Here is a 24,091-nt window from a genome sequence, read left to right on the forward strand (position 1 = left end):
GGCATTCTCCTTTCAGATGAAAACTTCGGTCGGGTCGTGGTCGTCGCGCGGGCGCCTCAGTTCTGCGGCGATCAGCTGGGCCATCCGCGCCGGTGTCTCGTGCATAGGCTCGCGGCGGCGGGGCGCTTCGGTCATGATCACCGGCTGACGCGGCGCGGTTTCGGGGCGGTCGGCGAGCCTGCTATGCGGGCTGTCCCAGGGCGCGCGCGGCAGGCTGACATCGCGGCGGCTGAAATCGGTTTTGCCAAGCCCGTCGGGGATGGTGACCACACGTCTGGCGGTGCTGCGCATCATGCGGCCCCCTTCCGGCCAAGGGCCGCGCGACCGGCGGCGCTGTGGCCTTTGCAGGGGCCTGCGCACAGCCCGACCTGCGGGCAGAGGTCTTCCATCGTCAGGCCATGGGCGCGGGCAGCCGCACGCAGGGCACCGATCTGGTCGGCCTCGCTGGGCCGCCCCAGAATGTAATGCGGGCGGTGCCTGCTGATCTGTTCGTGATAGGCGTCGGCGGCTGCCGCGAGCCTGCGCTTCGTGGGTGCGGTCATCGCATGTCCTTTCGTAAGAGAGGCGGAAGAGGCAATGCCCGGAAACAGGGTGCTGGTTACGCGCCGCTTCCGCCTGTTCCTCCCCAACGCCACGATGGGAGGAATTCCTGAGTTTGGGGCAGGCCCCGTGGGCGCTGGCCGAAGCTCGGGAGGATGGGTCTCGGGGCGGCGCGGGTGGATGTGAGCGCCGCCCCATATCTGGCCCCCAATGAGGGAGGATGGGGCCAAATCCGGTCAGTCCATGCCGAGCGCTTCCTTGTAGATCGCCAGAATGGCCTCTTCCTCGGCCACGTCGTCCTTGTCGCGTTTGCGTAGGGCGATGATCATCTTGATGACCTTGGTGTCGTAGCCGCGGGCCTTGGCCTCGGCCATCACGTCCTTCTGCTGTTCGGCGATGTCGGCCTTCTCGGCGGCAAGGCTCTCGCATTGCTCGATGAACTGGCGCAGCTCGTCCGCGGTCACCTGATAGGCTTTCTCTGCGGCGGCTTGGAAATCGGGATCGGGCTTCATTGGCGGCTTGCCTGCATTCGCGCGGCTGATGTTCTGGGCCGCGCGGGCGAGGAAGCCGGGCGTGTTTTCGGTGAAGGTGGTCATGGCGTTCACGGTGGGGCTCCGGAAGAAAACTTCGGGCGGCGGCGAGAAGCGCACCGCCCGACAGGTGCGGTCGAGCAGTATCAGGCGACCGAAACTCAGAAAGCGGGGTTCTCGGCGGTCCACTGGGCGGCGGTGAGCGCGGCCACGGGGTCGAGGTGGATCAGCAGAAACAGGAGAGCCGCGCAGGCGCAGACGATGCCCGCGAGGGGCTTCCGTGAGTGTTTGGCTTGGTAAAACGTCTGCATAGCGCGGCTCCATCCTGTGGGGCGGCAGGCTCATATGCCGCTGCCTCGCCTTAACGCTAATGGGGACTTTTGGTACCGTCAAGATTAAAATGGGGACATATGACCCCAAAAATCATTTGCTTGGCATCTGCCTCAGTTGTTAGGTTGCCCATCCCGTGCGTCGGGTCTCCTGTGGTAATCCGGGCAAACTTGATAAGCATAGTTGATTTTTGCGCTGTATTGTTCTTATTTTGTTCCCATTGGTGGACGGGACGGACATGGCAGAGCTAATTGAAATAAAAGGTATAGTTGCGGTGTTGCGCGAAGTCGTTAGTCTGCCTGACGGTCCAGAGCGCGCTGACCTGCTGCTGCAGCTCGCAAGAACTGACGCTCCTCTGCGGATAGAGCAGCATATAGGCGAGCTAATTCAAGCCGGTCTTCAGTCAGGTCGTCAGCAATGAACTCGTTGAGAGTCAGGCCGAAATAGGCCGCAATCTTTACTGCATCATCTGCATTGGTCGATGCGGTGTCGCGCTGCTTCAACTTTTTGAGCTGTTCATAAGACACGCCCACGGCTTCGCATACCGCCCGGAGGCTGGGTTGCGAGGGACCTCCCACGCGCGATAGAAGGGCATCACGAAAGCGCATTGTCATAGGGGACAAACTTACCTTGACAAGCTGCACTTCGTAAGGCGTCAAAAGTCCCTTGACTTCTTGGGGGCTATTGTCCCTTATTGGCGTATGAAAACCGAAAGTCTCATCCTCGCGATCGAAAATTGCGCTCGGCGTCATGGCATCGCACCGACAACGGTAGCCAAGATGGCAGCTGGAAATCATCGCCTCTACTCCCGCTTGAAAGCTGGTGGCAGTTGTACGGTTCGTATCGCGGATCGGCTGTTGTCGAAGATTGACGACATTGATCGTGAAAGATCTGGCCAATGAGGCTGTCGGTTGCCTGCTCTCCTATATTTCATTGTTGGGAGACGTGGGGGAAATCAAAACAGTTGCGAAGGTGACGCGATGATCCAGACGAAGATCCGCGAGGATATCTCCGAAATTCTCTCCGAACTCTTGGTGACCGATCGCGGCCCCGCGCGGTTCCAGCCGGCCTATGAACAGTTCGCGGGGCAGATGACGGACCCCGCGCAGTTCTCGCGCAGGCGCAATGGCTCGCTCGACTGGACGATCATGGATGCGATCGTCATCCAGCACGTCACCAAATCCGACCGGATCAATGATTACCTGCGCAGCCTGCGCCGCAATCAGGTGGCCATGTCACCGATTGCCGAGGCCGCGAGCCTGATCGAGATCGCGGCCAGCATCTACAAGGAAAGCGGCGAGGCCGCTTCGGAAGTTGCCAAATGCGGCGACGAGATCGATGCGATCACCCATGCCAATGTGCTGCGCGAGCTGGAGGAGGCCCGCGATGCGGTGCTGATGGCCCTCGACCGGATCAAGCGCCTGCCTCTGGCCTCTGTCCCTACGGTGGTGCGTCATGACCGGACCGCGTGAGGATTGGGAAGCGCTGGTCCGCGCGGCCAGACCGCAGGACTGGGCGGGCCCGATCACGTTCGGGGTGGCGCCGGTCGAGGCGGCGAAACGCTCGGGCGGGCGGCTGGTCTATGTATCGACGCCCCTGGTGCTGGAGGGCTGGCAGGTCTCCGAGACCGTGATGATCGATGCGGCCCGCGCGGCGGCTGAACTGGCGCGCTTCAGGGTGGCGGCGGTGTCTCCGGTGGTGCTGGGCGCGGCCTATCTTGATGTCGATATGCATCTGACCATCCGCGAGCCGAAATCATGGGCGCGCTGGGTCGCGCCGATCCGCAACGCGGCAGGCGCGATATGGGTGCCCGCAAGCCGCGGCTGGTCGCGCTGCCCGCAGGTCTGGGCCGATGTGCAATGGGCCGCCTCGCATGGTGTGCCGGTCATGGTCGAAGCGCAGGAGATGCGGCATGGGGGTTAAACCGGTTTTCACGCTGGTCGGGGATGACGGGCTTCCGGACTATCCGATCTCGAGCAGCGACAGGCTCGACAGCCATTATTTCGTGACATGGAACCTCAAACGCTGGCGCGGGAGCGAGTTCCGGCGCGGGGCCTATACCGACCCCGAGGTCGGCTTCTTCGGCATGGAACTCTTCTGGGCCGCGCAGGATGAAACGCCCATCGGGACCTTGCCCGCCGATGACGAAAGCCTCGCCTTCCTGCTGCGCATGCCGGTGGCGCGTTGGCGCGAACTCAACAGCCGCGCGGTCTCGCCGGTTCATGGCTGGCAGCGAGTGCAATGCGATAATGGCCAGATCCGGCTGGCGCATCCGGTGGTGACCTCGATCGCCCTCGAGGCGCTAGGGTCCAAGCGCCGCAACGATGCCAAGCATGCCGATGACCGGATGCGCAAACGGCTGGGCACCATCGCGGGGCATCTGGCGAAAAGCATTCCGGGCGGGGCGCGGCTGGCCGAAAGCGAGGAGCGCCTGAATGCGATCAGCGACTGGATCGAGGCCGCCTATCCGGGCGGCAGTGCCACGGTGAAGCGGATCCGCGAGGCAATCGAGGATCTGTCGAGCCGTGTGTGATGCGTCCGAAAACTTCCGCAAATCCTCCACGAAACTTCCACCGGAAGAAATGGAAATTTTTGAGGAAGTTTCTGGAGCTTTTTATTTTTTCCAAAAACCGCGCCGCTGAAAGGAAAGGAGAAGAAATGACAAGAAAAGAAACTTTCCGATCCGGCCCGAAAAACAGAAGGCCCGCCTGTGGATAAGTCGGGATTTGCCGAGAGAAAGGAGCGATAGGATGGACAGTGCAGAACAGGCCAATGGCGAGAAACGCGTGCAGGCGGTGCTGATCGAGCCGCTCCTGCGGCAGGGGCTGGCCAAGCCCTCGACCCTGACCCGCGCGGGTTTCGAGGAGATGCAGGCGGGGCTGCGCGAGCGGCTGGCCTATATGTCGGACCTCTCGCTTTCGGCGCTGGCCGAGCAGGTCGCGGCCAATCCGGGCGGTAAGGCGGGGGACCGTTTCCCGATCGCGGTGAAGATCCTCGAATGGGCCGCCGAGATCCAGCCGCCCTCGGATGATGGCAGCCCGCTTTTGCGCGCGGTCTTTGCCAACGGGATCGGGCAGGAGGCGCTGCGCGATGGCTGGGCGCCCGAGCTGCGCTTCTGGCTCAAACAGAACCGGCGCTGGCCGAATGCCTTCGTGGCGGGGCAGCTGCGTGAGCAGGCCCGCGATAACCTGCGGCGGCTGATGCTGATCGAAGAGAACGTGGCGGCGGGGCGCATGGTCACCGATGCGGATCTGGCCTTCCGCCAGCGGCGGCGGGACGCAGCGGGCAAATGCGAGGCAATCGCGCAACTGGCAAGGGCAGAGCAATGATGATGGGCGATGTGCGGCGGGACCGGATCGTGGCGGCGGGGCCTCGGGTGATGAGTGTGCGCTCGGCGCTGGAATGGGCCTTCGGGCCGGAGAATGCGCGGATGGATTTCGACCATTCGGGCGCGCATGAATTCGATCGCGTGGGCGTGTCGTCCGAGGCGGGTTATGTCGATGGCAATGGTGATTTCATCAGCGCCTTCCAGAACGATCTGACGCTTATGCGGACCATCTCCGAGCATGACTTCGCGCTCGAGCATGACGTAGCCTTCGGCGGCTTCAACGCTGCGGGCTGGTCGCTGTGATGAACGGGGGCGCGGGCATCTGTCCCGCGCCTTTTGTCTTTCCGGATTATTGGAGATGAAGATGGCAAAGGTTGCTGTGACATTCCTGCGCGGCTGGTCGCGCTACAATGCAAATGAGACTGCGGGCTTCGATGCCGATCAGGCGCAGGAGCTGGTTGATGCCGGTATCGCCAAATGGGCGCCTGCGAAGGCCAAAACCGGTGCTGGTTTGGTTGCTACCAGCGCTGCTGATGCCGACGCCTATAAAAAGGCAATGAAGGCTGTCGAGGATGAGGCCAAGCGGCTTGAAGCTGTTTCTGCCGATCTCGAGGCGCGTGAGGCTGCGTTGATCGCGCGTGAGGAAGCACTTGCGTCTGGCACGGTGACGGATGCCGATGGTGTCGTGAAAGAGGTCGCAGCTGATGAGAAGACCGTGGCCGATGACGGCGCGGCCAGCCTGCCCAAACAGGGCAAGAAGGCCTGATCGTCATGCGGGTTGTCGGTGAAACAGACATTCCGCTGGCCGTTGATGTCGAGACTTTCAAGCGCTCGGTCCATTTGGGGCCCAACGATACCGAGGATGATCTGCTGCTGACGACCTATCTGGGGGCGGCGCAGGCGGTTGTCGAGACCGCGATCCGCCGCCCGCTGTCGCGTAGGCAGGTGATGTTCTCGGTGCCTCTGTCTGCATCCCGCTGCTGGTGGTTTCCGGTCGCGCCGGTATCCGGCATCGATGCGGTGCAGATCCGCCAGTCGGGCGGGGATTGGCAGGCGGTCGATATCGCACAGGCCGAATTATGGTGCGCGCTCGATGAGCCCCGGCTTGGTTTCCGGTCGGGGGCGCTTGCGGGCGCGTCCGAGATCCGCGTCACCGCAACCGTTGGTCATGACGGCGATGCGCCGAAACAGGCTGTACAGGCCATCATCCTGATGGTGCAGGAATGGTGGCGGGCAGGGATCTCGGTGGAGGGCGATCTGCTCGAGGCGAAGATGAGCTTCGGCGCGGCCCAGCTGATCAGGCAGGTGCGCTACCTTCGTCCGCTGGAGGGCTTCTGATGGCGGGCCAGCGATACGATAGATACATCCAGTTCCGCCGCGCGGGGCGGGTCGATGACGGCTATCGCGAAACGGTTGCCTGGAATGAGGAAGATCCTGCGGCGGATAATCTCGGCCTGCCCGAGCCCGCTGCGCGGGCGGATGCCTCGGACGGGGAGCGGGCGGCGGCGGGCTGGCTCGAAGCCTATCGCGTCAGTCGTTTCACGGTGCGTTCAAGCGCCTTCTCGCGGGCGATCACGCCTGCGGACCGATTGGTCTGCGATGGCATCGTTCATGAGATCCTCGGCATCAAGGAAATCGGCTTCCGCGACCGGTTGGAAATCACGGGGCAGGCAAAGGTGGGTGGAAATGGCGAATAGCGCAAGAATGCATATCGACGGGTTGTCCGAGAGCGACCGCGCCCTCGATAATCTCGGTAAGTCGATGAGTAAGCCTGTTATGCGGCGCAGTATGCGCAAGGCGGCGGAACCCATGCGGGCGAAGGCCGCCGAGCTGGCGCCGAAGAAAAGCGGCGGGCTGTCCAGGTCGGTCAAGATCGGCTCGACGCTCAATGGCAGCCAGCGCAAGCTACGGCGCAAGATGACCTTGGAAGAACGCACGGCAATCGAGCTGTTCCTTGGCCCGTCCTATGTGAAGGGCGATGGCGGCAACCACGGGCATCTTGTCGAGTTCGGCACCAAGCCGCACATGAATGCGGGCGAGTTTGCCGGAACCATGCATCCGGGCACCGCGCCGCAACCCTTCATGCGGCCTGCTTTCGATGCCGAGGCAGAACAGACGGTCGAACGTCTCAAGCCGATCCTCTGGCAGGAAATTGAAAAGGCCGCAAAACGCGCGGCCCAGCGGGCGGCGCGGCAGGCGGCGGGTGGCAGTTAGGGGCGTGATATGGCTGAAAGTCTAGTGGTCGCGCGTATGACCATCCAGAAGTGGCGGCTGTCGGTGATGAGGCTCTGGCTCTGGGCCATATATGTCCGTTGCCGGATCCTCCGCAGGGATTTCGATGTGGAGCGGCATGCAGAACGGATGGCAGATTTCATCATGCGGGGCGTGAAAACAAGGATTGTGCCTGGCGATGATGGAAACTGAGTTCCGCGCCCTCGTGGCCGCGACAGTGGCGCATATTCTGCCGCTGTCGCATATCGCATGGGGCGTGCTGCCCGATAATACCGCTCCGCCTGCGATATCGCTTCATCAGATCGACAATGCGGATGGCCTGACCCAGCAGGGGCCGGACGGTCTCTGGCGCGGGCGGGTGCAGGTGGATTGTCTTGCGCTCGAATATGCCGAGGCCGCGGCGATGAAAGATGCGCTGATCGCGGGGCTCAATGGCTATCGCGGGGGTGGCTTCCGGTTGATCCGGCTCGACCGGTATCGCGACGATCAGGACAAAGGGGCGGTTGACCGCCCCTTTCTAATTTCTCTCGACTTTCTCACATCATGGAGGGCCAGCTAATGGTCGAAACAGTTTCGCAAGCTGATGTCAGCTTTAACGACCAGCTTTGGGTCGGTCGTTTGGTCGGTGAGGTGCGCACCTGGACGCTGATCCTCGGGGTCGAGGAAATCGGCATGCCAGAGAAGGTGCCGGATTCGCTCGATGTCACCCATCAGCAATCGCCGGGCCGTTCGAAGGAAGAAAAGCCGGGTCTTTTGCCCTCGGTGGATTTCTCGCAATCGCTGCAATTCTGGCCCGAGCATGCGAGCCAGATCCTGCTCGACGAGCTTTATGCCCTGACCGAGGCGGGCACGCCGGAAGATGTGCAGGTGGCCTTTGTGGTAGGTGGCATGCAGCGCACCTATCGCGGCTATATCAACGGGTTCACGCCCTCGGGCACCGTGGGCGATAAGCGCATGGTGTCGCTCGGCGTGAAGATCTTTGACCGGATCCTGCCGAACCCCGCGCTGCCGGAAGCGGAGGAATAATCCATGGCGAACGCATTCAAGGGTGAAGTGGCCCTCAGTTTCGAGGGGCAGGCCTATACCATGACCTTCGATTTCAACGCGATGTGCGATTTCGAGGACGAGACCGGCAAGAACGCCTTGGAAGTGCTGGAAGGGATCGAGAACGGCAATGCCGCGATCAGCGCCCGCGAGATGCGGCTTCTGTTCTGGGCAGGGCTCAAGCAGAACCACGAAGACATCACCAAGCCGCTGGCGGGTAAGATCCTCTCGGCCAACCCTGATGCACTCATGCGGGCCTCGGCGGCGGCCGCGCCGCAGGCCGGTGATGGGGGTATGGCGGGAAACGCACCACGCCCCGGCAGGCAGCGGGGCAAGAAAGGGCGCAAAGGGTAACGCTATTTGATCTTCTGGAGCGCTATCTGGAAGCGGGGTTCACGGATGTCGATGCCTTTTGGCGCCTGACCCCGCGCCTCTATCTGGCCTTGCTCGCAGGCGCCGAAAAGCGCCTGCGGCGGGACCGCGAGCTGGTCTGGTTCTGCGCGATGCTGCCTTATTTCGAGAAGCCAATTTCCTATGAGCGGTTCGTGGGGATCAAGGAAGATCCCGTTGCACGGGCGCGGCGTTTTCATCAGGCGTGGGATAAGGTTGATCGCGGTTTGATACAGAGTTGATTATCTACTGTTTACACTAGAAGATTGTGCACGTTACTCACTCGTGTATTCAAGGTGGCTATAAATAACATGGAATTTTTATCGGGGCGCGAGCTATCAGAGAAAATCAAAGACGTCATGAAAGGTGCTAATCCTTGTATGTCCGTTGCATTTTTAAGCTCTGGCTGGTTCAAACTCATTTTTGAGGACAATATCCCGCCTGAGTTAAAAATCATTTGCGATGTCGAGATGGGTTGCACACCACGTGATGCCCTAAAAACGGCGGGAGCCCCAGATAACCCAAACCTCAAATACATTCCTGATAAAGAGATGCATGGGAAAGTCTACATCTCGGATAGAGGGGTTATCGTGTGCTCGGCCAATGCAACGCTAGCGGCACTTCGATTTGATACGCGTATCGAAGATGGCGTTTGGGCCGCAGAGGGCACGCCGTTACACCAAGATGTTCAACGAAAGTTCTCTGAGCGCTTTGATATGGCTGAAAAAGTGTCCAGAGAAATTCTGAAGAAAACGCCCAAGAAGGTTTTCGGGCCCGAATACGAAAAGGCGCCTAAAGATGGCTTACCTCTATTGCAGTCCGTTCTACGTTCTCCCTCCGCATTCAACGGGGTTTACTTCGTTTTCACAGGTGACGAGATCGACGATGAGGTTATCGAAAATGGTGATGCGCAATACGAAGAAGAAAGTGATGAAACTCGCGTCGAGAAAAAGAATAGAGATTATCATTACGACTTCGGGAAAAAAGTAACTGAAGAAAACTGGCCGAAAGTCTTTATCGCAATCCACCGGTTTAAAAATGGAAGAGTGCGTTTCAATAAATTGCGCTTCCTCTTCACTGCCCGTCAGCTTGCCAACGGGAAATCTAAAAGTTTATTTATTTCCGAGATCCTGCCGGCAAGCGCTTCTGGATCAGCCTTTGGCGGGATACCAGAATTGGCGCAAGAGAATATATGCCGCAAAGAACTTCGAGAAAAGTTCCGCAGGAAAGATGTTTTCAGCAATTTTGCTGGTGAGATTCTGTCAGCAAATCAATTCGCTGAAGAATTACGAAAGCTGTAACTTCAGCATCATCTACAATTTAGACAAAGCCACCCATCTGGGTGGCTTTTTTCATTTGAAGGAGCCGCCTCATGGCCTCGTCTGTCATCGGCGCGCTTCGCGTCAATCTCGGGCTCGACAGCGCCCAATTCTCGCGCGGCCTAAATCAGGGCCGTAGTGACCTCGCCCGCTTTGCCGCTAAGGCCGGTCAGTTGGCGGCAGGTGTGGCGGCGTCTCTCGGCTCTGCCATGTCGGCGATGGGGCTTAGCGCGATCGACGCGGGGGCAGAGATCACCCGCCTGTCGCAGGTGGCCAATACCATGCCCGCGCAGTTTCAGGGCTGGGCGGCGGGTGCGAAGTCGGTCGGGATCGAGCAGGACAAGCTCGCGGATATCCTGAAGGATGTGAATGATCGTGTCGGTGATTTCGTCCAGACCGGTGGCGGTCCGATGGCGGATTTCTTCGAGACTATCGCGCCGCGCGTCGGGGTGACCGCTGACCAGTTCCGCAACCTTTCGGGTGCGGATGCGCTGCAGCTTTATGTCTCGACGCTGCAGAAGGCCAATGTGAACCAGCAGGATTTCACCTTCTACATGGAGGCGATGGCCTCTGACAGCACCCTGCTGTTGCCGCTGCTGCGCGATGGCGGTTCGGCAATGGCCGATTTCGCCAAACGGGCAGAAGAGGTCGGCGCGGTTCTCGATGGCCAGACATTGGCGGCGCTGAATAGCGGCAAGCTCGCGCTGAACGATATGAACCTCGCATGGTCGGGAATGAAGAACACCGTGGGCGCGCAGATGGTGCCTGCGCTTCGCACATTGGCGGATGCCGTGACGGTCGCGGCGTCGTTCTTCCGCGAGAATGCCGAGACCATCATGACCGTGTTGCGCACGATGGCAGGCACGGCGGTCGCCTCGGCTGCGATCTTCGCTGGCCGGTTTGCCATCTCGATTGGCGTTACGGCGGTGCAGGCGATCATGTCGGCCTCCGCAGCTGCTGCAGCGCATCAGATCATGCTGGGGCGGATGACGCTATCCTCGATTCTTGCGGCGAATGCTGTGCGCGGGTTGGCTTTGGCCTTCACAGCTTTGCGGGGGGCGCTGATCTCTACGGGGATCGGTGCTCTGATCGTGGGGGCTGGCTTTCTGATTGGCGAGTTCGTCAAACTCGTGGGTGCTGCTGGCAGTTTCGGCGAGGCGATGAAGCTTGTCGGTGCGCTAGGGGCCGAGGTCTGGGACAGGATCGTCCTCGCGGCGAAAGCTGCCTATGCATATATGTCGGCGGGTGCGCAGGATCTGCGGGCCATGATGCTGGATGTCTTCGCGGCGATCATGCGCGGGGGCATCACCTTTGCGAACCGCTATATCGGTATCTATCGCGGTGCATTCGCGGCGGTGAAGGCGATCTGGCAGGTGCTGCCCGCCGCGATCGGAGATTTTGCCTATAGTGCGGCGAACCGTTTGATCGAGGCGGTCGAGGCGATGATCAACGGCGTCGTGTCGCGGATCAATCTCTTTATCGAGGGGCTAAATTATGTGCCTGGCCTCAACATCGCACCTGTTGCCGAGGTCGATCTGGCAGGGGTCGAAAATCCCTATAAGGATGCAATGCGCCAAGCTGGCACGGCGGCTGCGGATGCGTTTACCGAAGGCTTCAATACCGAAACATTCGATGCCGATAGCGTGCCAGCCGCGCTCGAGGGTATGGCGGATGAGGCGCGTAGCTTGGCTGGAAACACCCGTCTTGCGGCCGATGCTCTGACGGCGCTTGCGACCACGCCTCTGCAAAGCTGGAAAGATCTGCAGGAGACGATCCGCAGCGCGAAGAACGACGCGGGCGATGCGCCATTGATGCCTGGCGCCGATCCTTTTGCGGGTGGCTCGGGCGGAGATGAAACGGGCGCGTCCCGTCAGGCTCGCAAGACCAAGCAAGAAGTAACCGAGCTGCAGAAAGCGACGGATGATTGGAAGTCCTCGTGGCAGGATGGGTTCAAGGGGATGCTGTTCCGTACAAAATCACTTGGCGATGCCCTGTCCGGTGTTCTGTCGAAGCTCGCGGATATGCTTGCGGATAGTGCTTTCAGTCTCCTTTGGGGCTCCACCGGTCTCGGCAAGATGGCGGGCGGGCTGCTGGGTGCGCTTGGTATCGGGGCCAACGCGAATGGCACGAATAATTGGCGCGGTGGTCTGAGCTACGTCAATGAGCGTGGCAGTGAAATCATGAACCTGCCGCGCGGCACTCAGGTCATTCCGCATGACGTGTCCATGCGAATGGCCGATGCGGCTGGCCGTGCAAGCGGCGGGGCGCAGAGGGTGGTCGTGGAGGCGGTGCCAACGGATCTCTTTGATCTCCGCGTCAAAAGCGTCGCCGATCAATCGGTATCGCAGGCCCGCGCCGGTATCGTCTCCGATTCCGTGCAGGCCACGGGGCGGGCGATGACCAAATCCAAATCCTTCGGTTCGAGGTAATTGAAATGACGCTTGTGTATGCATGGCCTCCTGTCGGGGTCGTGGCCTCGGAATGGACCATCGATGCACCGGTCAATGTCTCGCGCTCGCTCATCACGGGCGCGCGGCGGGTCTCGGCCACCAAGCGCAGGCGGCGCATGGTGGCGATCGAGGTCTCATCGATGGCGCGGGGGTCGAATGGTGCGGGCTATATGGAAATGCTCAAACGCTACCTCGATGGGGGTGTGAACCTGATCCGTCTCGAAAGCCGTCCGGTGAACTGGTGGGCCGATGCCCAGATCGAGGCCACGGGCCGCCAGTCGCGCGAGGTGCAATGGCGCAGCGGTTCCGACGATGTGAGCTGGGATCAGGATGGCGGCGAGGTCATCTGGATTGACGGCACATTACTCGGCGGCGTGGCGGGCAGCGATGACATGTTTCCGACGCTGACGGTGTCGGGCCTGACGCCCAACCGGCGGGCAGCGCGTCCCGGCGAGTTCGTCACGCTGAAAGCGGGCGGAGCTGTCCAGACAGGACAGGTGGTCAGAGAAGCATTTGCGAATGCGCAAGGGGTGGCCGTCCTGCGCACCTTCGAGGCGCTGACCGGTTCGGGGATCGTCAATATCGGGATCAGCGAAAGCGCGGTGTTCGAGGCGACCTCGATCCCGCGTGCGGTCCAGCCGCTGAACGGGGACTGGAGCTATTCGTGGCATTTCTCGCAGGTTTTCGAGGATGAGGTGGGCGGGTTCGAGGAGGTCGATCCATGGAACTGACGCGCGGCTGTCCTGCGGCCATGCTCGACGCCATCGCGGGGCCGGTATTCTATCCGGTGGTTTTCGTCTATCTCGACTGGCCGGATGCACCCGTTCGCGCCCATAGCGGCACCGGCCCACTGATCTGGGGCGGTCACGAATGGCAGGGTGTGGGGCAGTGGGGCACGATCACCGCGCCCGCCGAGGTGAGTGGCAGCATGGTCGCGACCGAGGCCACGGTGACGCTGGTGGCGGGGCCCGAGGACTTCGACGCATTTATCGATGCCGCGATCCGTAACCGCGAGGGTGCGATCTATATCGGCTGTCTCGCGGATCGTCCGGGCACAGCAGGCGGGGCGACCTTGCTCGCCGATCCGGTCGCGATCTTCTATGGCACCATGGACGCGATGAGCATGACGATTGAACCGACCGATGAGGGCATCCAGTCCTCGATGTCGATCACTCTTGCCACCGGTCCGGGGGCACGGTCGGCGGCCACCGTCTATCACAGCGAACAGGATCAGGCGCGGGCCTATCCGGGCGATACGGCAGGGCGCATGACCGCGCTCGCGATGAGCCGTGCGCAGGTGCTGACATGGCCGGAGAGTTGACGCCCGATCAGGTGATGGCATCGGTGGAGCGACATATGGGCGGGGTCTTCGAATGGGGCCCCGCCGATTGCTGTAGTGCGCCCTGTGCCGTTTTTGCCAATCTCTGGTCCATCCAGCCGATGCAGGGGCTGACCTATGCGGGCGCACGCGGGGCTTCGTGCCTCATCCGCCGTCATGGCGGGATGTGGGCGTTTTCCCATCACCTCGCGGATCGTGCGGGATTGCGGCAGGCCACGGGGCTCGGTGCGATCGGCCTGATCCGGACACAGCGCGGCCTGTCCCTGGCGATCCAGCTGGGGGCAGGGATCTGGGCAGCCAAGGCGGCTGCCGGTTTCACCACCATTTCACAGGCTGAGGTTTCATGGCTCCCGTAATCGGATTTGTCGCACAGGTTGCCAGCTGGGTTGCGGGGCTGGGCGCGTTCGGACAAGCGCCTCGCCAAGACCGCCGCCAGCGCCTTCCTGACCGTGGGGCTCTCGCCCTCGGTCGCGCCCTATGTGCGGGGCTCCGAGGTGCTGGCGGCGGTCGCGATCATGTCGGTCGGGCTCATCGTGCTCGATGTGCTGACCGCGCTGGTGCAGGACCGCGAGTTCCTGCGCGAGATGATCCGCAAGAAACTGGGGGGCGGCAGATGAGCGATCACATCAAGGGGGCGCTGCGCGCGAACCGCCTGCCGATCTGGGTGCTGGCGGTGATCATCGTGCTGGCCGTGGCCGAGCCATGGATCCGGCAGGCGCAATCCTCGCGGGCATGGCGCGACTTTACCGGCCAGACGCCCTTCGTCTCGGTCAGCGTCACCGGCGCGAGCGTCACGCCCGAGGGGCTGCAGGCGATGGGCGATATGGTCAAACGCCGCTGCGAATATCGCGGGCTGGCGGCCTATGTCATCATCGGCGGCACCAGCTACCGCGCGGTGGTCGATACCTCGGGCGAGGACGATCTGCGCCCGCCCGGCTCGCGCCCGCCCAACCGGCTGAGGCAGCCCTGGGGGCCATGGCTGATCGTCTGGTCTGCCGAGAAAGCGATCCCCGAGCGCTACGAGCTCTGGGCCTATCACCAATGCCCGCGCGAGAAGGTGGTGCAGGTGAACCTGTTCGCGTCAGGAGACTGGGAGGGGAGGTGAAACAATGATCGATCGCGTAAGGTTTGGATAAACGCGAATGCTGTTCTGCCTAGCTTCAGTCTCATACTATCATCATGAAAAATGATTCTCAGATTGGATTGCTATGTGGAAATTTTTGTCGGTTGGCTTGGTCGTAATTGCATCGGGTTGCGTTTCGACAGGCGGCATTGGTAGTGACTGGATCTATAAAGCTGACAAGGATCCAATCAGCTTGAAGCCAAACTCCTTCGCTATGATGTTACTTAATTCGGATCGGTTCTCGGATGATCCGAATTATTTGGCCGCAACTTGTGACGAGGACGGCTTCGAGTTCTTTATCAATAGCGCGGGTTTTTGGGGGCAGGACACACGAGCATTCCGGAAAAATCAGGTTTTTGAGATGCGCGTTGGAACGCGCGTTTTCTCCGGGCGTTATTTGCCGGTTTCGTCCGGCGATGCGGCCTACTTGATTTCCGGAAAACCGCGATTTAGCGCCGTAGACCGCAAACAGCTTTTCGCGGCGTTTTCCCAGCCCGGTCAGCTGGCAGTGAGGGTGTCTGATTACCAAGGAACGCCGAGCACCGTAACAGGAGCTATATCTGGAAATTCCACAGGTCTTCTCAAGGTTGCAGCCGACTGCGGTATTACTGATTGAGCCGACGCTTAAAATGCAAATTCAACCCCGCCAATCCGGCGGGGTTTTTTTTATGGAGAAATGACAGATGAAAACTTCCGGCAAGGGCATCGTCGCCCTGATCGGCCATGAGGGCATTGTGCCCGGACCCTATTTCGATAGCGTGGGCATTCTGACCGCCTATGTCGGCCATACCAAGGCGGCGGGTGGCTTTGACCCTGCCAACCTGGCTGCGGGGATGCCTGCCGACCTCGATGCGACCCTGCGCGAGGCGTTCCACGTCTTCCGCGAGGATCTGGCGAAGTTCGAGACCGAGGTGGCGCGGGCGATCAAGGTGCCGGTGGCCCAGCACGAGTTCGATGCAGCTGTCAGCTTCCATTTCAATACCGGTGCGATCGCGCGAGCGGATTGGGTCAATAAGCTGAATGCGGCTGATCGGGTAGGGGCTGCGGCTGCGATCATGAATTGGTCGAAGCCGGTAGAGATCATTGGCCGACGTCGGGCTGAGCAGACATTGTTCCGGACCGGTGCTTATCCCGATGATCCGGTCACGGTCTGGAAGGTCGGCACCAACCGGCGCGTGATCTGGACGCCCGCTCGCACCCTGTCGCCCTATGATGCGCTGCGCTTGATGGCGGATTGCGCGTGAGCTGGCGGCTTTTCGCGGCGCTGGTCTTTGCCGCGGCTATCGGCTGGACGGTGCAGGGCTGGCGCATGTCGGCCCGCATCGACGCGGCACGGGCTGATGAGGCTGAGACCCAAGCCGCAGATCTGGCGGCAGCCCTCGCGCAAAGGAACACCGCGACCGCCCGCGCCAATGCCGCCAATGCGGCGCTGGCCGAAACCGAACGCGCCCTGCTCGAGGCCGAGCGCGACCGAGACACCGCCCAACGGAGGCTGATCGATGAAATCACCGCTGACCCCGATCTGGGCGGCGCTGGCATCCCTGCTGGCCGCCTGCAGTCCATCACCGAGCACTGGGCCGGTCGATGACCCGCCGCGTCCGCAGATTGTCCTGCCCGCCGCCGCTCGCATCCCGTGCGCGTCTCCGGCGTCCCTGCTTTCGACAGGCGGGACGGTGGCTGACGACGCGGTGAGCATCACCCGCCTCGGTGACGAGTTGATCGCCTGTGATGAGCGGCGGCGCGTGGCTGTGGAAGCATTCGAAGCTTGGAAGCTCGTACCTTAAACTTGATTAGTGATTGCAAAGGAGCTCTTTAGAAAGTTGAAGGGGCGTCTCTTATGAGGTTTTTGATCGGCTTGAGATTTAAGATCTTAGCATTGTCGTTTATCGAAACCCGCTCATTTTCAAACATTAACGCGAAGACAAATCGGAACTCGCTTTCTTCGATGAAATTGTTCGGCTTTGTAAATGGAATTCGAGTTTTCAGGTGCCTCAGTTTTTCTATCGGTAAGTCAGCTTCGCTGCGAGCTTCTACTGTTCTATTCCCATAGTCTACCTGTTCCATTGTAAGTGAAAGTGACAGGCCGCGCTGCAGAGCCGAAAGAGAATTTTCTTGTATTAGGTAGTTTGGCAGATCTGCAATAGAAAGATGCTCCCAAAGTAACTGCCGCAGGTAAAGTCCGAAATTGACCATGTTATCTGCTGGAATTTCCCACTTTGACGGATATTTCTGGGATATGTTTCCAGCGGCTGTTGGCCTTGATGATACGCAGTAGATCCAACAGTTAGAGTAAGATCCCGTGAGGCTAAGCTCTTTGATTGCTGGCCCAGATGAGCTTATCGAAAGTCCGTCTAGGGTGCCGTGTTCCCAAGTATCAGAGCCGACTTCTGAAAGCCATTCCGGTGAAACAGGTGTGAGATCTGGAAAACTAATGTTAAATTCAAATTTTCCTTCGCCTTGATCCTGCAGAAACTTGTCTTCTGTTGTGCGGAAACCCCAGAGAGTTCCGATCCGAATGGTGCTGCAGTCTTTAGCAATATTGTACTGTTCTTCACAAAACTTATAGTAGCTGGGTTTGGAAAATGCATAGAATGACAATTTGAATTCCTTTTACCTTGCCGCATCGACATTTCTGAAAGCGTAGCGGTTATTTAGAAACGAATGCGCCACTCTTCGAGAGCTGTACGCTGTTTTACAGCTGATCGAAATCGTTACTCTTTGCCGGGGTTTTGAACATCGGGCCGCCGCTCATAAGGCTCGACTGTGCCTTAATTGTACACCAGTTGGTCATAAGCTTGGCTAGGGCGGCTGCGTGTTCAATTTCGGCTTCCGCCGAATCGGACGCCTAGAGCATGGCAGGCACATACAATGAGCGGGCACACGAGTCCATATCAATAATTTGTGCTGCTTCTTGATAATTAACTAGATGTAGTGATCTCTCTCAGCTAATTTTTGGCTGCAACCGAGATTCAAAGGTCAGTTGCAGCCAAAAATGTAGCGGTATTTTGCCACGATAGTTCAACACCCATGACCCTACATAAGGTTATGGTTCAGTCAAGGCAGGTACCTGTATGAAACTTTGATATAAGAGATGCGAATGCCAAAGAAGCAATCGACGACAAAGACTTCAACGCTTGCAAGCAAGGTTCTCAGCGGTAAATTGAAGCCCACTTCAGCCCAGGTTAAAACCTTGGCCGCTTCCGTTCTTTCACAAGATGAGAAGAAGGGTAGCTAATAAAAATGGCACGGGTTACCCCCGTGCCTTCGCCTTCCAAGGATAGAAGGAAGAAAACTTAGAAAAAAGTTTCCCAAGGTTTAGCGATTTCAGCCTCTGACTCCAGATAAGAACTCATTGCTCGCTTAGGTGCAGTCGGCTGATCACTTGACTTTCGGCTGTACGCTTCGATTAGCTGCTGTACATCTTCTTCCAAATTGGAGTTGGTTTCCAGCTGAGCTTGATTTGGGTTGGTGCGGACCATCTTGCAATCCTCTGGGTCAGGGGTGTTATCGTTGTAGTTCTTTTTGCTTGACACTGACAAGAGACTTGTAGCGTCAAGATGGGAAGTATTCTCTGCTTTACTTAGATCGAAAATCAACATCTGGAGTGCGTGCGTTGAATATCAGTAACGCTGTAAACAGGCTTAATTTTAACTCTGAGGACGTCCAACCCGAACTTATTTTCGGTTTGGTTGGACCGTTAGGAAGTGACATAGATGCTGTTCAAGACGCGCTCAAAAGAGAACTTCAAAAAGTTGAGTATAATGTAGTTGATATTCACCTAACCAAAGATGTTGTGAATGTGATCCCAGCTTTAAAGGGAATGCCAACTTCGACGTATCAGCAAAAAATTGATTTGATGAACGACCTGGCACGCTTTTCTCAAAAAAACGATTTTTTAGCTCGTGTAGCAATCATGATGATCGCAACACATAGAAATCGAATTAATGCTGTGCGCAGTAGAGAGACAGGCGAAGACTACTCGAAGGAGCAAGCTGAAAAAACAGCTTTTATTATTCGTCAATTGAAGAGGCCCGCTGAGATTGCGCTCCTCAATAAAGTTTACGGAAAAAAGTTTATCCAGATCTCTATTGCTGTTTCCGAAGAGGACCAGCTCCAGTCTGTTTTAAACATCATAGGACGAGAATCGCCTGAATTTTCGCAAGTAAAAAGAGAAGAAGCTGCTCGTCGCCTTATTGGGCAAGATCGAGAGGAGACCGGGGTGGATTACGGTCAAAGCACTACGAATGCTCACCAATCTGGAGATGTGTTTGTAGCAGGTCGATCGAAATTTATTTTTACAGAAATCGCACGATTTATAGATGCTTTATTCGGTTCTAACTATGTCAGTCCCACAAGAGATGAGTTTGGTAGTCAGCTAGCAAAAACGGCATCATTGCGCACTCTAGATTTAAGTCGGCAGGTTGGTGCTGCCATCACAACGGCTGATGGCGATGTGATCACCTTAGGCTGTAATGAAGTGCCAAAAGCTGGAGGCGGCTCTTACTGGTGTGACGATGACAATCCTCAAAGGGATATGGAACGTGGCGTCGAGCCAAATAAGTTAGAGACAAACCGTATTGTAAATAACTTTATTCATGCGTTGCATAACTCTGACTTGTTGAAAAAGGGTCCGAAAGAAATTTTCCAAGACGAGCGTTTTAAAGATCTTCTTAAAGATGCCTTTGTGTCTGATTTGACTGAATTTGGTCGAATTACTCATGCGGAAATGAGTGCTTTAACCGACGCAGCAAGGCTGGGGTTGTCGACCAAGGGTGCTACGATCTACGTCACGACCTTCCCGTGCCATAATTGTGCAAAGCATCTCATTGCAGCTGGTATCAAGCGTATCGTTTACATTGAGCCCTATACGAAAAGTAAGGCATTTGAGCTTAGCGGGGATGCCTTAACAACATCAAAGTCAGATATCGGTAAGGTCCTTGTAGAGCACTTTGTGGGTATTGCTCCGAAGCGTTATCAGGACATTTTCGAAAAGAAGAATAAAAGGCGGACTGACGCAAATGTTGTTAATCGCTGGTATGCGCGGCGTCCTCTACCTCTCGTCTCAGATGTGTCAAAAGCACATTTGCACGTCGAGGAAACCGTTAAATTGGAGTTCCCAGACGTGAAAAAGCGAGTTGAACACGAACTAATGCGTCAAGCGCTGAAGCTTTTGCAGCATGTGCGTAATTGCTGCAATCATAAGGTTTCACATGAGCAATGACACAGCGGTTTCCTCCGCAACATTCATGATGTGTTCGTGTAATGTTTAAGATTTGACGCAACACAAAACCATCTGATTTCAATGGCTAGATAGCGGATTGCAAATCCGTGTACAGGAGTTCGATTCTCCTACTCGCCTCCATTTATCTTCAAGCACTTGCGTCACTCCTTCCAATGTAGCGGCCTAGCCGTTTACAGTTGCGTTTACACTTATAGCTTCTGAGTACGCGCTTTTGCAGTTTCCAGACGCGCCAAAACCAAGTCGCTCTCGTCCGGACTTACACGGGCGTAGATCTCGATAACTTGCGCGGCATAACGTACTGACCAGCCCATGAGCGTTGCAATCTGACGCAGCGACAGGTCCGCGTTGAGCAAACGCGTTGCTGCCGTACCTCGCGTGTCCGCCAGTGTTTTTTCTCGCCCATCCTCCCAAGAGGACACCTTTGCTTCACGCCGCCATTTCGTGATTTGGTTTGATGCCCATCGGGATTGAAGGGGATCACCAAGCTGCCCTACCAAAAGCGTTTCCTGACTTTCAGGCGTCGCATCCAACAGCGCCTGAAGACCATTTGTTACAGGGATATATGCAACACGCCCACGTTTGCCGGTCTTGAAGCGCAGCCGTTTCCCGTGGGCTGTGTCTTCAAAGTGGTCCTTCCGAACCTCCACCAAATCCGACACGCGCAACCCCGTCTCACAGCCCAGCATCAAGATGCGCTGGACCCATTGAGGCGCAACTTTGTTGAACGCCTTGATATCAGCTGGTGTCCATAGATCTCGATCACCTGCGAGGCGTAGCGCACTGACCAGCCCATGAGGGTCGCGATCTGACGCAGCGACAGATCGGCATTGAGCAACCGCGTCGCCGCCGTCCCCCGCGTGTCAGCCAGCGTCTTTTCGCGCCTATCATCCCAAGGCAGCACGCCGGCAGCCCTGCGCCATTTCGTGATCTGGTTGGAAGCCCGTCGTGCTGTGAGCGGCTTGCCCAGCTCAGACACTAGTAAGATATCCTGCCCTTCCGGGGTCTCTTCAATCAGCCTCCCCAATTCTGCCGTGACGGGAATATAGGCCAAGCTAAACCGAGTGGACACGTATCGCTATTTTTCCTGGATGATTGATGATCTGGCAGAGATGAGAACGAACAATCTTGATGAGGATATAGATTACAGTCGGTATTTGCCGTGGAATGCGCCAGAACATTGCAAGGTGAAGCTGCGGCCCGTGAAATAGGGCATAGCAGCGGTGGCACTCGGCCTCATCGTGTAGAATGGCTGCCTTGCCGTTGTAGCGCATCAAAAAAGGGCGAGACTTTTGTCTCGCCCTTTTGGTATTTTTAGGCCTCTTGGCCGAAAGCTTAGAAGTGGACCGACTTCGTATCGGCCGGTTTTTCCAGCGGCGGAGCGAATTTGGTCAGGTCGATGCCCTCAACGGCTTTCTTGTATTCGTCAAGGCTCGGGGTGCGGCCAAGGATGGCCGACAGAACCACGACGGGGGTCGAGGCCAGCAGCGACTCGCCCTTCTTCTCGGCGGTGTCTTCCACAACGCGGCCTTGGAACAGGCGGGTCGAGGTCGCCAGAACGGTGTCACCTTTCGCGGCTTTCTCCTGGTTGCCCATGCAGAGGTTACAGCCGGGGCGCTCGAGATACATGATGTTTTCGTACTCTTTGCGCGCCTGCGATTTCGGGAAGAGATCGTCGAATTCGAAGCCCGAGTATTTCTGCAAGATGTCCCAATCACCTTCGGCTTTCAGCTCGTCGATGATGTTATAGGTCGGTGCAGCCACAACCAGAGGCGCTTTGAATTCGACCTTGCCGGCCTCTTTCTCGAGGTTCTTCAGCATCTGGGCCACGATCTTCATATCGCCTTTATGCACCATGCAGGAGCCGACAAAGCCCAGATCCACCTTCTTGTCGCCGCCGTAATAGGACACGGGACGGATGGTGTCATGGGTGTAGCGACGCGAGACATCGGCGTTATTCACATCCGGGTCTGCGATCATCGGCTCGTCGATCAGGTCCAGATCCACGACGACCTCTGCGAAATATTTCGCATTGGCATCGGGTTTCAGCGCGGGCTTCTCGCCCGATTTGATCTCGGCGATCCGCTTGTCGGCTTTGTCGATCAGGCCTTGCAGGGTCTTGGCTTCGTTATCCATTCCCTTGTTGATCATCACCTGAATACGCGATTTCGCCAGTTCCAGCGACCCGATCAGCACGTCATCATTCGAGATACAGATCGAGGCTTTCGCCTTCATCTCTGCGGTCCAGTCGGTGAAGGTGAAGGCTTGGTCGGCCAGCAGGGTGCCGATATGCACTTCGATGATGCGGCCTTGGAAGACGTTATCGCCGAATTGCTGGAGCATCTGCGCTTGGGTCGCGTGAACCACATCGCGGAAGTCCATATAGTCCTTCATCTGGCCCTTGAAGGTCACCTTGACCGATTCAGGAATCGGCATGGTGGCTTCACCGGTGGCCAGTGCCAGAGCAACGGTGCCCGAGTCCGCACCGAAGGCCACGCCTTTGGACATACGGGTGTGGCTGTCGCCGCCGACGATGATATCCCAGTCGCTGACGGTGATGTCGTTCAGCACCTTGTGGATAACGTCGGTCATGGCGTGGTATTCGCCTTTGGGGTCACGCGCGGTGACAACGCCGAAGTTGTTCATGAAGGACATGAGCTTCGGAATATTGGCTTGCGCTTTCTTGTCCCAGACCGAGGCGGTGTGGCAGCCCGACTGATAGGCGCCATCCACGGTGGGCGAGATCACGGTCGCAGCCATGGATTCCAGCTCTTGCGCGGTCATCAGGCCGGTGGTGTCTTGCGAACCAACGATATTGACCTTCACGCGCACGTCCGAACCGGCATGCAGGGTCTTGCCCTTTTCCACACCCACGGCATTGGCATTGAAGATTTTTTCCACAGCCGTCAGGCCCTGACCCTCGATCGAGACTTCTTTCGAAGGCGCGAAGACCGGCGCTGCCTCAACGCCCAGCGTTTCCGCCGCGAACGTTTGCAGTTTCTTCCCGAAGACCACAGCATAAGAGCTGCCCGCCTTCATGAATTCGACCTTCGACGGCGTGAAGGCCGAGGCGACATCCGCCAGAACCTGACCGTCTTCGCTCAGCAGCTTCTTCGCTTTGGTGTCGATTTTCAGCACTGTGCCGGTGGCGACAGAATATTTCTGTTCCAGAACGGGGTTGCCTTCTTCATTCAGAACCGGCTTGCCATCGGCATCGACCTTCTTGACCCAGTTTTTCAGGTCCAGACCGATCCCGCCGGTCACGCCAACGGTGGTCAGGAAGATCGGCGAGATGCCGTTGGTGCCCGCAACAACCGGCGCATAGTTCACGAAGGGAACATAGGGCGAGGTCGGCTTGCCGGTCCAGAGCGCCACGTTATTGACGCCCGACATACGCGAGGAGCCCACACCCATGGTGCCTTTTTCCGCGATCAGCATGACGCGCTTGTCGGGGTGCTGGGCTTTCAGCGCCTCGATTTCTTTCTGGGCCTCTTCCGAGATCATGCATTTGCCGTGCAGCTCGCGGTCCGAGCGCGAGTGCGCCTGGTTGCCCGGCGACAGAAGGTCGGTCGAAATATCGCCTTCAGCGGCGATATAGGTGACCAGCTTCACCTCGTCTTCCACATCGGGAAGCTTGGTGAAAAATTCGGCCTTGGCATAGCTTTCCAGCACATCCTTGGCGACGGTATTGCCCGCCTTATAGGCATCGGCCAGACGCGCCATATCGGCATCATACAGGAAGACCTGCGTTTTCAGGACTTCGCCCGCTTTGGCGGCAATCGCTGCATCCTCGCCAAGCGCGAGATCCAGCAGCACTTCCATCGACGGGCCGCCCTTCATATGCGACAGCAGCTCGAACGCGAAATCGGGGGTGATCTCGGCAACGACGGCCTCGCCCAGAATGATTTCCTTCAGGAACTTCGCCTTCACGCCCGCCGCCGAAGTCGTGCCCGGCAGGGTGTTATAGATGAAGAACTTCAGCGAATCCTCGCGGTAGGCGTTGCCTTCGTCTTTGATCTGCTCGATCAGCTCTGCCACCAGCGCGCCATCATCGATGGGCTTGGGGTGCAGGCCTTCGCCCTTACGGGTTTCGATCTCGGTTAGGTAGTCTGTGTACAAGCTCATGACGGTCCCTAGATGTCGCTATCGTTTCACGCTTGCACGCCGGCCGCCAAACACCCGCCGAGTCGCCACAAGCCTTTAGTATGCCGATGTATACCAAGCGCA

At 58.1% G+C, this 24,091-nt stretch carries 34 protein-coding genes; 24 read left to right on the top strand and 10 right to left on the bottom strand.

All coding sequences use genetic code 11. The annotated features are described in order from the left end of the window. Nucleotides 1-12: 12 nt before the first annotated feature. The 5 genes from WDB86_RS10560 to WDB86_RS10580 all read right to left on the bottom strand — a co-directional run bounded on the left by WDB86_RS10560 (nt 13) and on the right by WDB86_RS10580 (nt 2,299). Nucleotides 13-294 carry a hypothetical protein gene (locus WDB86_RS10560; RefSeq protein WP_406735877.1) on the bottom strand — a complete coding sequence of 94 codons (282 nt, stop codon included), beginning with the start codon at nt 292-294 and terminating at the stop codon, nt 13-15. Further along, complete coding sequence (locus tag WDB86_RS10565; protein ID WP_406735878.1) at nt 291-542, bottom strand: hypothetical protein; 252 nt, start codon at nt 540-542, stop codon at nt 291-293. The genes WDB86_RS10560 and WDB86_RS10565 overlap by 4 nt, the downstream gene beginning before the upstream one ends. Nucleotides 543-776: 234 nt before the next feature. Continuing rightward, entirely contained in the window at nt 777-1,052 is a 276-nt protein-coding gene (locus WDB86_RS10570; protein ID WP_406737042.1) for a DUF2312 domain-containing protein, read from the bottom strand. Nucleotides 1,053-1,231: 179 nt separating this feature from the next. Further along, complete coding sequence (locus WDB86_RS10575; RefSeq protein ID WP_406735879.1) at nt 1,232-1,381, bottom strand: hypothetical protein; 150 nt, start codon at nt 1,379-1,381, stop codon at nt 1,232-1,234. Nucleotides 1,382-1,690: 309 nt separating this feature from the next. After that, nucleotides 1,691-2,299: a hypothetical protein gene (locus WDB86_RS10580; protein WP_406735880.1), complete on the bottom strand. Its 609-nt coding sequence runs from the start codon at nt 2,297-2,299 to the stop codon at nt 1,691-1,693. 81 nt (nt 2,300-2,380) lie between these two features. Here WDB86_RS10580 and WDB86_RS10585 point away from each other — a divergent pair, with 81 nt between their 5' ends. The 23 genes from WDB86_RS10585 (at nt 2,381) to WDB86_RS10695 (ending at nt 16,213) form a co-directional block, all read left to right on the top strand. After that, a complete protein-coding gene (locus WDB86_RS10585) occupies nt 2,381-2,872 on the top strand; it encodes a hypothetical protein (RefSeq protein WP_406735881.1) in 492 nt (163 codons plus the stop codon). Further along, nucleotides 2,856-3,323, top strand: coding sequence for a DUF1937 family protein (locus WDB86_RS10590; protein WP_406735882.1), 468 nt, complete (start codon nt 2,856-2,858; stop codon nt 3,321-3,323). The genes WDB86_RS10585 and WDB86_RS10590 overlap by 17 nt, the downstream gene beginning before the upstream one ends. Continuing rightward, nucleotides 3,313-3,933 (top strand): hypothetical protein, encoded by a 621-nt coding sequence (locus tag WDB86_RS10595; RefSeq protein ID WP_406735883.1) that lies wholly within the window; start codon nt 3,313-3,315, stop codon nt 3,931-3,933. The genes WDB86_RS10590 and WDB86_RS10595 overlap by 11 nt, the downstream gene beginning before the upstream one ends. A gap of 217 nt (nt 3,934-4,150) precedes the next feature. Then, entirely contained in the window at nt 4,151-4,729 is a 579-nt protein-coding gene (locus WDB86_RS10600) for a hypothetical protein (RefSeq protein WP_406735884.1), read from the top strand. Then, nucleotides 4,726-5,031, top strand: a complete 306-nt coding sequence (locus WDB86_RS10605) for a hypothetical protein (RefSeq protein ID WP_406735885.1) — start codon at nt 4,726-4,728, stop codon at nt 5,029-5,031. Before WDB86_RS10600 ends, WDB86_RS10605 begins: the two co-directional genes overlap by 4 nt. A 61-nt stretch (nt 5,032-5,092) precedes the next feature. Beyond that, complete coding sequence (locus tag WDB86_RS10610; protein ID WP_406735886.1) at nt 5,093-5,494, top strand: hypothetical protein; 402 nt, start codon at nt 5,093-5,095, stop codon at nt 5,492-5,494. Between the two features lie 5 nt (nt 5,495-5,499). Then, nucleotides 5,500-6,066, top strand: a complete 567-nt coding sequence (locus tag WDB86_RS10615) for a hypothetical protein (protein ID WP_406735887.1) — start codon at nt 5,500-5,502, stop codon at nt 6,064-6,066. Next, nucleotides 6,066-6,425, top strand: coding sequence for a head-tail adaptor protein (locus WDB86_RS10620; protein ID WP_406735888.1), 360 nt, complete (start codon nt 6,066-6,068; stop codon nt 6,423-6,425). Before WDB86_RS10615 ends, WDB86_RS10620 begins: the two co-directional genes overlap by 1 nt. Next, nucleotides 6,415-6,942 (top strand): HK97-gp10 family putative phage morphogenesis protein, encoded by a 528-nt coding sequence (locus tag WDB86_RS10625; protein WP_406735889.1) that lies wholly within the window; start codon nt 6,415-6,417, stop codon nt 6,940-6,942. The genes WDB86_RS10620 and WDB86_RS10625 overlap by 11 nt, the downstream gene beginning before the upstream one ends. 9 nt (nt 6,943-6,951) lie before the next feature. Beyond that, nucleotides 6,952-7,152, top strand: coding sequence for a hypothetical protein (locus tag WDB86_RS10630; protein ID WP_406735890.1), 201 nt, complete (start codon nt 6,952-6,954; stop codon nt 7,150-7,152). Next, nucleotides 7,139-7,519 (top strand): hypothetical protein, encoded by a 381-nt coding sequence (locus WDB86_RS10635; RefSeq protein WP_406735891.1) that lies wholly within the window; start codon nt 7,139-7,141, stop codon nt 7,517-7,519. The genes WDB86_RS10630 and WDB86_RS10635 overlap by 14 nt, the downstream gene beginning before the upstream one ends. Further along, nucleotides 7,519-7,986 carry a hypothetical protein gene (locus WDB86_RS10640; protein ID WP_406735892.1) on the top strand — a complete coding sequence of 156 codons (468 nt, stop codon included), beginning with the start codon at nt 7,519-7,521 and terminating at the stop codon, nt 7,984-7,986. Before WDB86_RS10635 ends, WDB86_RS10640 begins: the two co-directional genes overlap by 1 nt. A 3-nt stretch (nt 7,987-7,989) precedes the next feature. Beyond that, on the top strand, nt 7,990-8,358 hold the full coding sequence (locus tag WDB86_RS10645) for a GTA-gp10 family protein (RefSeq protein ID WP_406735893.1): 369 nt from the start codon (nt 7,990-7,992) through the stop codon (nt 8,356-8,358). 347 nt (nt 8,359-8,705) lie between these two features. Then, the gene (locus tag WDB86_RS10650) at nt 8,706-9,695 is read left to right on the top strand and encodes a hypothetical protein (RefSeq protein WP_406735894.1); all 990 of its coding nucleotides are present in this window, start codon (nt 8,706-8,708) and stop codon (nt 9,693-9,695) included. Nucleotides 9,696-9,766: 71 nt separating this feature from the next. After that, nucleotides 9,767-12,142: a phage tail tape measure protein gene (locus WDB86_RS10655; RefSeq protein WP_406735895.1), complete on the top strand. Its 2,376-nt coding sequence runs from the start codon at nt 9,767-9,769 to the stop codon at nt 12,140-12,142. A 5-nt stretch (nt 12,143-12,147) separates the two neighbouring features. Next, on the top strand, nt 12,148-12,894 hold the full coding sequence (locus WDB86_RS10660) for a hypothetical protein (RefSeq protein WP_406735896.1): 747 nt from the start codon (nt 12,148-12,150) through the stop codon (nt 12,892-12,894). Then, nucleotides 12,885-13,484 (top strand): hypothetical protein, encoded by a 600-nt coding sequence (locus tag WDB86_RS10665; RefSeq protein ID WP_406735897.1) that lies wholly within the window; start codon nt 12,885-12,887, stop codon nt 13,482-13,484. Before WDB86_RS10660 ends, WDB86_RS10665 begins: the two co-directional genes overlap by 10 nt. After that, nucleotides 13,469-13,858 carry a DUF6950 family protein gene (locus tag WDB86_RS10670; RefSeq protein ID WP_406735898.1) on the top strand — a complete coding sequence of 130 codons (390 nt, stop codon included), beginning with the start codon at nt 13,469-13,471 and terminating at the stop codon, nt 13,856-13,858. The genes WDB86_RS10665 and WDB86_RS10670 overlap by 16 nt, the downstream gene beginning before the upstream one ends. A gap of 18 nt (nt 13,859-13,876) precedes the next feature. Next, nucleotides 13,877-14,119, top strand: coding sequence for a hypothetical protein (locus tag WDB86_RS10675; protein ID WP_406735899.1), 243 nt, complete (start codon nt 13,877-13,879; stop codon nt 14,117-14,119). Further along, nucleotides 14,116-14,607, top strand: a complete 492-nt coding sequence (locus WDB86_RS10680) for a hypothetical protein (protein ID WP_406735900.1) — start codon at nt 14,116-14,118, stop codon at nt 14,605-14,607. Before WDB86_RS10675 ends, WDB86_RS10680 begins: the two co-directional genes overlap by 4 nt. 103 nt (nt 14,608-14,710) lie before the next feature. Then, on the top strand, nt 14,711-15,241 hold the full coding sequence (locus WDB86_RS10685; protein ID WP_406735901.1) for a hypothetical protein: 531 nt from the start codon (nt 14,711-14,713) through the stop codon (nt 15,239-15,241). A 67-nt stretch (nt 15,242-15,308) separates the two neighbouring features. Continuing rightward, entirely contained in the window at nt 15,309-15,869 is a 561-nt protein-coding gene (locus tag WDB86_RS10690) for a lysozyme (protein ID WP_406735902.1), read from the top strand. Then, complete coding sequence (locus tag WDB86_RS10695) at nt 15,866-16,213, top strand: hypothetical protein (RefSeq protein ID WP_406735903.1); 348 nt, start codon at nt 15,866-15,868, stop codon at nt 16,211-16,213. The genes WDB86_RS10690 and WDB86_RS10695 overlap by 4 nt, the downstream gene beginning before the upstream one ends. A 224-nt stretch (nt 16,214-16,437) precedes the next feature. On the opposite strand, the gene WDB86_RS10700 is transcribed toward WDB86_RS10695, so the two are convergent. Both WDB86_RS10700 and WDB86_RS10705 read right to left on the bottom strand, forming a co-directional pair. Then, the gene (locus WDB86_RS10700; RefSeq protein ID WP_406735904.1) at nt 16,438-17,223 is read right to left on the bottom strand and encodes a hypothetical protein; all 786 of its coding nucleotides are present in this window, start codon (nt 17,221-17,223) and stop codon (nt 16,438-16,440) included. Nucleotides 17,224-17,918: 695 nt separating this feature from the next. After that, nucleotides 17,919-18,104 (bottom strand): hypothetical protein, encoded by a 186-nt coding sequence (locus WDB86_RS10705; protein WP_406735905.1) that lies wholly within the window; start codon nt 18,102-18,104, stop codon nt 17,919-17,921. A 134-nt stretch (nt 18,105-18,238) separates the two neighbouring features. On the opposite strand from WDB86_RS10705, the gene WDB86_RS10710 reads away from it, so the two are divergent. Further along, nucleotides 18,239-19,846 carry an anti-phage dCTP deaminase gene (locus WDB86_RS10710; RefSeq protein ID WP_406735906.1) on the top strand — a complete coding sequence of 536 codons (1,608 nt, stop codon included), beginning with the start codon at nt 18,239-18,241 and terminating at the stop codon, nt 19,844-19,846. A gap of 209 nt (nt 19,847-20,055) precedes the next feature. On the opposite strand, the gene WDB86_RS10715 is transcribed toward WDB86_RS10710, so the two are convergent. From WDB86_RS10715 to WDB86_RS10725, 3 genes are all read right to left on the bottom strand, one after another. Continuing rightward, the gene (locus tag WDB86_RS10715; protein ID WP_406737043.1) at nt 20,056-20,553 is read right to left on the bottom strand and encodes a tyrosine-type recombinase/integrase; all 498 of its coding nucleotides are present in this window, start codon (nt 20,551-20,553) and stop codon (nt 20,056-20,058) included. Next, a complete protein-coding gene (locus tag WDB86_RS10720) occupies nt 20,553-20,918 on the bottom strand; it encodes a tyrosine-type recombinase/integrase (RefSeq protein ID WP_406735907.1) in 366 nt (121 codons plus the stop codon). Before WDB86_RS10720 ends, WDB86_RS10715 begins: the two co-directional genes overlap by 1 nt. A 281-nt stretch (nt 20,919-21,199) precedes the next feature. Then, a complete protein-coding gene (locus WDB86_RS10725; protein WP_406735908.1) occupies nt 21,200-23,989 on the bottom strand; it encodes a bifunctional aconitate hydratase 2/2-methylisocitrate dehydratase in 2,790 nt (929 codons plus the stop codon). Between the last annotated feature and the right edge of the window lie 102 nt (nt 23,990-24,091).

It is taken from the genome of Thioclava sp. GXIMD4215 (assembly GCF_045291555.1).
GTDB lineage: Bacteria > Pseudomonadota > Alphaproteobacteria > Rhodobacterales > Rhodobacteraceae > Thioclava > Thioclava litoralis.

Excerpts from the sequence above, each read along its gene's own strand:
- WDB86_RS10725 (WP_406735908.1), bottom strand. The coding sequence starts at position 23,989 with ATGAGCTTGTACACAGACTACCTAACCGAGATCGAAACCCGTAAGGGC.
- WDB86_RS10625 (WP_406735889.1), top strand. The coding sequence starts at position 6,415 with ATGGCGAATAGCGCAAGAATGCATATCGACGGGTTGTCCGAGAGCGAC.
- WDB86_RS10615 (WP_406735887.1), top strand. The coding sequence starts at position 5,500 with ATGCGGGTTGTCGGTGAAACAGACATTCCGCTGGCCGTTGATGTCGAG.
- WDB86_RS10590 (WP_406735882.1), top strand. The coding sequence starts at position 2,856 with ATGACCGGACCGCGTGAGGATTGGGAAGCGCTGGTCCGCGCGGCCAGA.
- WDB86_RS10670 (WP_406735898.1), top strand. The coding sequence starts at position 13,469 with ATGGCCGGAGAGTTGACGCCCGATCAGGTGATGGCATCGGTGGAGCGA.
- WDB86_RS10705 (WP_406735905.1), bottom strand. The coding sequence starts at position 18,104 with ATGGTCCGCACCAACCCAAATCAAGCTCAGCTGGAAACCAACTCCAAT.
- WDB86_RS10655 (WP_406735895.1), top strand. The coding sequence starts at position 9,767 with ATGGCCTCGTCTGTCATCGGCGCGCTTCGCGTCAATCTCGGGCTCGAC.
- WDB86_RS10595 (WP_406735883.1), top strand. The coding sequence starts at position 3,313 with ATGGGGGTTAAACCGGTTTTCACGCTGGTCGGGGATGACGGGCTTCCG.
- WDB86_RS10560 (WP_406735877.1), bottom strand. The coding sequence starts at position 294 with ATGATGCGCAGCACCGCCAGACGTGTGGTCACCATCCCCGACGGGCTT.
- WDB86_RS10575 (WP_406735879.1), bottom strand. The coding sequence starts at position 1,381 with ATGCAGACGTTTTACCAAGCCAAACACTCACGGAAGCCCCTCGCGGGC.
- WDB86_RS10630 (WP_406735890.1), top strand. The coding sequence starts at position 6,952 with ATGGCTGAAAGTCTAGTGGTCGCGCGTATGACCATCCAGAAGTGGCGG.
- WDB86_RS10600 (WP_406735884.1), top strand. The coding sequence starts at position 4,151 with ATGGACAGTGCAGAACAGGCCAATGGCGAGAAACGCGTGCAGGCGGTG.
- WDB86_RS10635 (WP_406735891.1), top strand. The coding sequence starts at position 7,139 with ATGATGGAAACTGAGTTCCGCGCCCTCGTGGCCGCGACAGTGGCGCAT.
- WDB86_RS10650 (WP_406735894.1), top strand. The coding sequence starts at position 8,706 with ATGGAATTTTTATCGGGGCGCGAGCTATCAGAGAAAATCAAAGACGTC.
- WDB86_RS10660 (WP_406735896.1), top strand. The coding sequence starts at position 12,148 with ATGACGCTTGTGTATGCATGGCCTCCTGTCGGGGTCGTGGCCTCGGAA.
- WDB86_RS10715 (WP_406737043.1), bottom strand. The coding sequence starts at position 20,553 with ATGCTGGGCTGTGAGACGGGGTTGCGCGTGTCGGATTTGGTGGAGGTT.
- WDB86_RS10570 (WP_406737042.1), bottom strand. The coding sequence starts at position 1,052 with ATGAAGCCCGATCCCGATTTCCAAGCCGCCGCAGAGAAAGCCTATCAG.
- WDB86_RS10690 (WP_406735902.1), top strand. The coding sequence starts at position 15,309 with ATGAAAACTTCCGGCAAGGGCATCGTCGCCCTGATCGGCCATGAGGGC.
- WDB86_RS10685 (WP_406735901.1), top strand. The coding sequence starts at position 14,711 with ATGTGGAAATTTTTGTCGGTTGGCTTGGTCGTAATTGCATCGGGTTGC.
- WDB86_RS10585 (WP_406735881.1), top strand. The coding sequence starts at position 2,381 with ATGATCCAGACGAAGATCCGCGAGGATATCTCCGAAATTCTCTCCGAA.
- WDB86_RS10640 (WP_406735892.1), top strand. The coding sequence starts at position 7,519 with ATGGTCGAAACAGTTTCGCAAGCTGATGTCAGCTTTAACGACCAGCTT.
- WDB86_RS10645 (WP_406735893.1), top strand. The coding sequence starts at position 7,990 with ATGGCGAACGCATTCAAGGGTGAAGTGGCCCTCAGTTTCGAGGGGCAG.
- WDB86_RS10665 (WP_406735897.1), top strand. The coding sequence starts at position 12,885 with ATGGAACTGACGCGCGGCTGTCCTGCGGCCATGCTCGACGCCATCGCG.
- WDB86_RS10605 (WP_406735885.1), top strand. The coding sequence starts at position 4,726 with ATGATGATGGGCGATGTGCGGCGGGACCGGATCGTGGCGGCGGGGCCT.
- WDB86_RS10680 (WP_406735900.1), top strand. The coding sequence starts at position 14,116 with ATGAGCGATCACATCAAGGGGGCGCTGCGCGCGAACCGCCTGCCGATC.
- WDB86_RS10620 (WP_406735888.1), top strand. The coding sequence starts at position 6,066 with ATGGCGGGCCAGCGATACGATAGATACATCCAGTTCCGCCGCGCGGGG.
- WDB86_RS10565 (WP_406735878.1), bottom strand. The coding sequence starts at position 542 with ATGACCGCACCCACGAAGCGCAGGCTCGCGGCAGCCGCCGACGCCTAT.
- WDB86_RS10610 (WP_406735886.1), top strand. The coding sequence starts at position 5,093 with ATGGCAAAGGTTGCTGTGACATTCCTGCGCGGCTGGTCGCGCTACAAT.